This is a genomic window from Agromyces binzhouensis (genome assembly GCF_004135055.1).
GTDB classification, from domain to species: Bacteria; Actinomycetota; Actinomycetes; order Actinomycetales; family Microbacteriaceae; genus Agromyces; species Agromyces binzhouensis.
On the sequence record NZ_SDPL01000202.1, the window covers coordinates 1 to 5,562 of the forward strand.

Sequence of the window (5,562 nt, forward strand, 5' to 3'; positions counted from 1 at the left end):
GCACCGCGTCGAGCTGCGCCTCCGCGGCGCGCACGCGCGTCGGGTCGATCTCCAGCCCGAGCACCGCGACGTCCGGCCGGACGCGGCGGAGTCTCGCCGCGAGCTCGAACGCGGTCACGCCGCTCGCCCCGTAGCCGAGATCGACCACGAGCGGCTCGGCGGCGCGGCGGAACGCCGCCTGCTCCGCGATCCAGCGATCGACGCGGCGCAGGCGGTTCGTGTTCGTCGTCCCCCGCGTGACCGATCCGACCGGCATGTCGTCCAGTCTCGCAGGACGACGCAGCCGGGGCGGCCCGGGTGCCGGAGGCATCCGTCACGGTTCGACCCCGCCGACGGCCTGCGGCGACGGGGTCGCTAGGCTGGACCGCATGGTCTACACCCTCGTGCTGCTGCGCCACGGCCAGAGCGACTGGAACCAGAAGAACCTGTTCACCGGCTGGGTCGACGTCCGGCTCAGCGACCAGGGTCGCGCGGAGGCGACCCGCGGCGGCGAGCTGCTCGTCGAGAAGGGGGTGCTCCCCGACGTGCTGCACACGTCGGTGCTGACCCGCGCGATCCAGACCGCCGATCTCGCGCTGGAGGCGGCCGACCGCCTCTGGATCGACGTGCGTCGCTCGTGGCGCCTCAACGAGCGCCACTACGGCGCCCTGCAGGGCCTCGACAAGGCGGAGACGCTGGAGAAGTACGGCCAGGAGCAGTTCATGCTCTGGCGCCGCTCGTTCGACACGCCGCCGCCGCCCCTCGCCGACGACGCGGAGTGGTCGCAGGTCGGCGACCCGCGCTACGCGAACCTCTCCGACGACGAGATGCCCCGCACCGAGTGCCTGAAGGACGTCATCGCGCGCATGCTCCCGTACTGGGAGTCCGACATCATCCCCGACCTCCGGGCCGGCAAGACGGTGCTCGTCACGGCGCACGGCAACTCGCTGCGCGCGCTCGTGAAGCACCTCGACGGGATCTCCGACGAGGAGATCGCCGAACTGAACATCCCGACCGGCATCCCGCTCGTCTACGAGCTCGGGGACGACTTCATGCCGACCAAGCCTGGCGAGTACCTCGACCCCGAGGCCGCCGCCGCGGGCGCCGCGGCCGTCGCCGCGCAGGGCAAGAAGTAACCGGTCGCACACGACGACGAGGGCCGAGCGGATGTCGCATCCGCTCGGCCCTCGTCGCGTGACGGTTCGGGGGCCCGGTCAGCCGACCGGCTCGGGCACCCAGTCGCCGGTCGCGAGGTAGTCGACCTTCTGGGCGATCGCGACGGCGTGGTCGGCGAACCGCTCGTGGTACCGGCTGGCGAGGGTCGAGTCGACGGTGTCGACGGCCTGGCCCTTCCAGGTCTCGCCGAGCACCTTGTCGAACACCGAGAGGTGCAGGGCGTCGACCTTGTCGTCCTCGTTGCGGATGGCCTTGGCCAGCTCGACGTCCTCGTTCTCGAGGAGGGTGACGAGCTTGCGTGCGATCTCGACGTCGAGCGCCCCCATCTCGATGAAGGTCGGGCGGAGGGACTTCGGCACCACCTTGTCGGGGAAGCGGTACCGGGCCAGCTGCGAGATGTGCGTCGCGAGGTCGCCCATGCGCTCGAGCGAGGCCGAGATGCGCAGCGCGCTGACGACGATGCGCAGGTCGCGTGCCACGGGCTGCTGCCGGGCGAGGATGGTGATGGCGAGCTCGTCGAGCGCCTGGGCGCGCTGGTCGATCAGGTGGTCGTCGGCGATGACCTCCTCGGCGAGGCTGACGTTCGACTCGTTGAACGCGCGCGTCGCCTTCTCGATGGCCTGGGCGACGAGCGTCGCGATCTCGACGAGGCCGTCCTGTACCTCGCGCAGTTCCTGCTGGAACACCTCACGCATGTGTTTGACCCCTTCGATGGTCTCGGGATCCCACGCCGGGCACGCGGGATGACCGGTCACGGACCGGCACGCGACATCCTCGCCGTCGAAGGTGAACGGCAGGTGCCGTGCTGCTGAACTCTCCCTAACCTACCCCCGGCCGGCGTCCGCCCGGGGCAAACGGGGGTGACCGGCATGGTTAGGGTGGTGCCATGGACTCCACCTGGTCGGTGCTGGTCGCGCTGACCTTCGGCATCCTCCTCGGGGCCGGGTTCACGGTCGTGCTGCACATGGCCGAACGACGCGGCCAGAGCGCGGCCCGCGTCGTCGCACCGACCATCCCCGACGGCGTCGACCAGGTGCTCGACGTCCTCGAGTCCGCGGGCGTCGTGCTCGATCCGTCCAACAACGTGCTGCGGGCGTCGCCCGGCGCCCTCGCGATGGGGCTGGTCCGCAACCAGATGCTCGCGCACGCCGAGCTCGTCGACCTCGTCTCGGCGGTCCGCCGGACCGGTGAGCCCGTCGCGCTCGAGATCGAGCTCCCGCGGGGGCCGTTCGGCGACGCGACGATGCAGCTCCAGGTCCGCGTTGCCCGTCTCGGCACGCGGTTCGTGCTCCTGCTCGCCGACGACCGCACCGAGGCGCACCGGCTCGACGAGGTGCGGCGCGACTTCATCGCGAACATCAGCCACGAGCTGAAGACGCCGATCGCGTCGGTGAGCCTGCTCGCCGAGGCGATCGACCAGGCCGCCGACGAGCCCGAGCAGGTGCGCCGCTTCGCCGACCGCCTCGGGGTCGAGTCGACCCGGCTGGCTCACATCACGGGTGAGGTCATCGAGCTCTCACGGCTGCAGGCGCGCGATGCGCTCCGGCGCGACGAGCTCGTCCAGGTGGACCGCGTGGTGGCCGCCGCGGTCGACCAGAACCGCGTGGTCGCGGCGGCGAAGGGCGTCGACGTGGCCGTCCGGGCGAAGTCCCGCGCCGAGGTCTACGGCGACGAGGCGCTCCTCGTCGTGGCCCTGCACAACCTCATCTCGAACGCGATCGCGTACTCGAGCGAGGGCGGGCGGGTCGGGGTCGGCGTGATCGTCGACGACGACGCCGTCGAGATCTCGATCGCCGACCAGGGCATCGGCATCGCGCCGGAGGACCTCGACCGCGTGTTCGAGCGCTTCTACCGCGTCGACCAGGCGCGCTCGCGGAACACGGGCGGCTCCGGTCTCGGCCTCAGCATCGTCAAGCACACGGTGCAGAACCACGGCGGCGACGTCCGCGTGTGGTCGCGGCCCGGTCGCGGCTCGACGTTCACGATCCGCCTGCCGCTCGCGGAGCGACCGATCGCACGCGAGGCCGCGGATGCCGCCCCGCCGGCGTCCGAGGCGCCGGCACCCGTCGCCCAGGACACCAAGACCCGTATCGCCGCGGTGCTTCCGGCCGCGCCATCCCGAGGAGACCGAGAGTGACCCGCATCCTGCTCGTCGAGGACGAGATCGCGCTGAGCGACCCGCTCAGCTTCCTGCTCGAGCGCGAGGGCTACGAGGTGGAGGTGGCCGCCGACGGCCTCGCCGCGGTGGCCGCGTTCGACCGCGACGGCGCCGACCTCGTGCTGCTCGACCTCATGCTCCCCGGCCTGCCGGGAACCGAGGTCTGCCGCGAGATCCGCCAGCGCTCGAACGTGCCGATCATCATGCTCACCGCGAAGGACTCGGAGGTGGACATCGTCGTGGGGCTCGAGCTCGGCGCCGACGACTACGTGACGAAGCCCTACTCGACCCGCGAGCTGCTCGCGCGGATCCGCGCGGTGCTCCGCCGTCGCATCGAGCCGACCGACCTCGACGACGCCGTCATCGAGGGAGGTCGGGTCAGGATGGACGTCGACCGCCACACGGTCGAGGTCGACGGCGAGGCGGTCGCGATGCCGCTCAAGGAGTTCGAGCTGCTCGAACTGCTCATGCGCAACGCCGGCCGCGTCCTCACGCGCGGCCAGCTCATCGACCGCGTGTGGGGGAGCGACTACTTCGGCGACACGAAGACCCTCGACGTCCACATCAAGCGGATCCGGTCGAAGATCGAGGTCACGCCCTCCGAGCCCGTGCAGCTCGTGACCGTGCGCGGCCTCGGCTACCGGTTCGAGGCGTAGCCGGAGAACGAGAAGGCGGATGCCGCCGGCTCGCGCCGCGGCATCCGCCCTGTGGTCGTGGCGTCCCCTACGGGACGAGGTCCTCGTATTCGGGGAGGCGACCGTCGAGGACGGGCACCTGGATCTCGACGCCCTCGGCGCTGCCGGCCTGCAGGTAGACGGAGACGAGGCCGCCCACCTCGGCATCGAGGTTCTCGATGAGCAGCGGCTCCTCGTCGGCGGTGCCGAGCGAGACGGTCTCGCCGCCGTCGACGTCGATCTCGAACGTGTCGCCCTGGTCGACGAACTGCACGGAGAGGGTCTCGTCGTCGGTTCCGGTGTTCGTGACGTAGATGACGAGGTTGCCCTCGTCGCCCTCGTCGCTCACCACGAGGACGTTCCGCACGTCGAGTGCGCCGACATCGGCGGAGACGCCGTCGCTGGGGTCGTACTTCTCGGTGGTCGCCTGGTAGGTCAGCATGGCGCACCCGCTGCCGCCGATGGCGATGCCGAGAGCCAGTGCAGCGGATGCCGCGAGACGCGCCTTCACAGAACCTCCAAGGACGAGCGTGCGCGCAGCGGAATGCGACCCGCGCGCGTGGGATCGAGTCGAGTGTAGCCTACGGCGTCGGGGTCGCCCGGGAGCGGAGGCGGAACCTTAGCACTACCTCGGTGTGATATCCTGAAAGTTGCCGAAAGGACGTCTATTCATGCTTTTTGAGGTTGGCGAGACCGTCGTTTACCCCCACCACGGTGCCGCAACGATCGTCGAAGTCAAGAAACGCATCATCAAGGGCGAAGAGAAGCTCTACCTCAAGCTGAACGTCACGCAGGGAGACCTCGTGATCGAGGTGCCCGCCGAGAACGTCGACCTGGTCGGCGTTCGTGACGTGATCGGCAAGGAGGGCCTCGACAAGGTCTTCGAGGTGCTTCGCGCCCCCTTCACCGAGGAGCCGACCAACTGGTCGCGCCGCTACAAGGCGAACCTCGAGAAGCTCGCCTCGGGTGATGTCATCAAGGTGTCGGAGGTCGTGCGAGACCTCTGGCGCCGCGACCAGGACCGCGGCCTGTCCGCCGGCGAGAAGCGAATGCTCGCCAAGGCCCGCCAGATCCTGATCTCGGAGCTCGCACTCGCCGAGAAGACCGACGAGGAGCAGGCCTCGACCGTCCTCGACGAGGTGCTCGCCTCCTAGGTCGAGCCCATTCGACGATCGCCGCCGGCGCTGATGCGCACGGCGGCGATCGTCGTCTCCGGGCGCGGATCGGAAGGGGGACATCGGCCCGCACCCGAGCCGGCACGGCCACTACGGTGGAAGCGTGAACGACTCCACCGTCGCCGTCATCGTCGTCGCCGCCGGCTCCGGCACCCGGCTCGGGCACCCGGAACCCAAGGCCCTCGTCCCACTCGGCGGCGACACGATCCTCGGCGTCGCCCTGGATGCCGTCCTCGGCATGCGCGAGGCGCCGTACGTGGTGGTCGTGGCCCCCGCCGAACGCGTCGACGAGGTGCGCGAGCGCTGCGCGCCGCGCGCGGCCGCGGCATCCGTCGACCTCGTGGTCGTCGCAGGCGGCCTGACGCGGCAGGAGTCCGTGGCCCGCGGCCTCGCCGAGCTC

At 70.6% G+C, this 5,562-nt stretch carries 7 protein-coding genes and 1 pseudogene; 5 read left to right on the plus strand and 3 right to left on the minus strand.

Going from position 1 to position 5,562, the window contains the following annotated elements; genetic code table 11:
* Positions 1–256 (minus strand): annotated as a pseudogene (locus ESO86_RS10585) (class I SAM-dependent methyltransferase); the annotation flags it as partial.
* A gap of 112 nt (positions 257–368) precedes the next feature.
* Here ESO86_RS10585 and ESO86_RS10590 point away from each other — a divergent pair.
* Positions 369–1,115 carry a phosphoglyceromutase gene (locus ESO86_RS10590; RefSeq protein WP_129234861.1) on the plus strand — a complete coding sequence of 249 codons (747 nt, stop codon included), beginning with the start codon at positions 369–371 and terminating at the stop codon, positions 1,113–1,115.
* A gap of 78 nt (positions 1,116–1,193) precedes the next feature.
* Here the strand turns inward: ESO86_RS10590 and phoU are convergent, their stop codons facing one another.
* The gene (gene phoU / locus ESO86_RS10595) at positions 1,194–1,850 is read right to left on the minus strand and encodes a phosphate signaling complex protein PhoU (protein WP_129234862.1); all 657 of its coding nucleotides are present in this window, start codon (positions 1,848–1,850) and stop codon (positions 1,194–1,196) included.
* Positions 1,851–2,041: 191 nt separating this feature from the next.
* Here phoU and ESO86_RS10600 point away from each other — a divergent pair, with 191 nt between their 5' ends.
* Together ESO86_RS10600 and ESO86_RS10605 are read left to right on the plus strand one after the other, a co-directional pair.
* Entirely contained in the window at positions 2,042–3,292 is a 1,251-nt protein-coding gene (locus ESO86_RS10600) for a sensor histidine kinase (protein WP_129234863.1), read from the plus strand.
* Positions 3,289–3,969: a response regulator transcription factor gene (locus ESO86_RS10605; RefSeq protein WP_129234864.1), complete on the plus strand. Its 681-nt coding sequence runs from the start codon at positions 3,289–3,291 to the stop codon at positions 3,967–3,969. Before ESO86_RS10600 ends, ESO86_RS10605 begins: the two co-directional genes overlap by 4 nt.
* Before the next feature lie 67 nt (positions 3,970–4,036).
* Here ESO86_RS10605 and ESO86_RS10610 read toward each other — a convergent pair whose 3' ends face one another.
* Positions 4,037–4,498 (minus strand): hypothetical protein, encoded by a 462-nt coding sequence (locus ESO86_RS10610; protein ID WP_129234865.1) that lies wholly within the window; start codon positions 4,496–4,498, stop codon positions 4,037–4,039.
* Positions 4,499–4,658: 160 nt separating this feature from the next.
* Between ESO86_RS10610 and ESO86_RS10615 the strand changes: the two genes are divergently transcribed.
* Both ESO86_RS10615 and ESO86_RS10620 read left to right on the plus strand, forming a co-directional pair.
* Positions 4,659–5,141, plus strand: a complete 483-nt coding sequence (locus tag ESO86_RS10615; protein WP_067948714.1) for a CarD family transcriptional regulator — start codon at positions 4,659–4,661, stop codon at positions 5,139–5,141.
* Positions 5,142–5,265: 124 nt separating this feature from the next.
* Positions 5,266–5,562 (plus strand): IspD/TarI family cytidylyltransferase (locus ESO86_RS10620; RefSeq protein WP_165307643.1); only part of this gene is annotated, 297 nt, incomplete at its 3' end.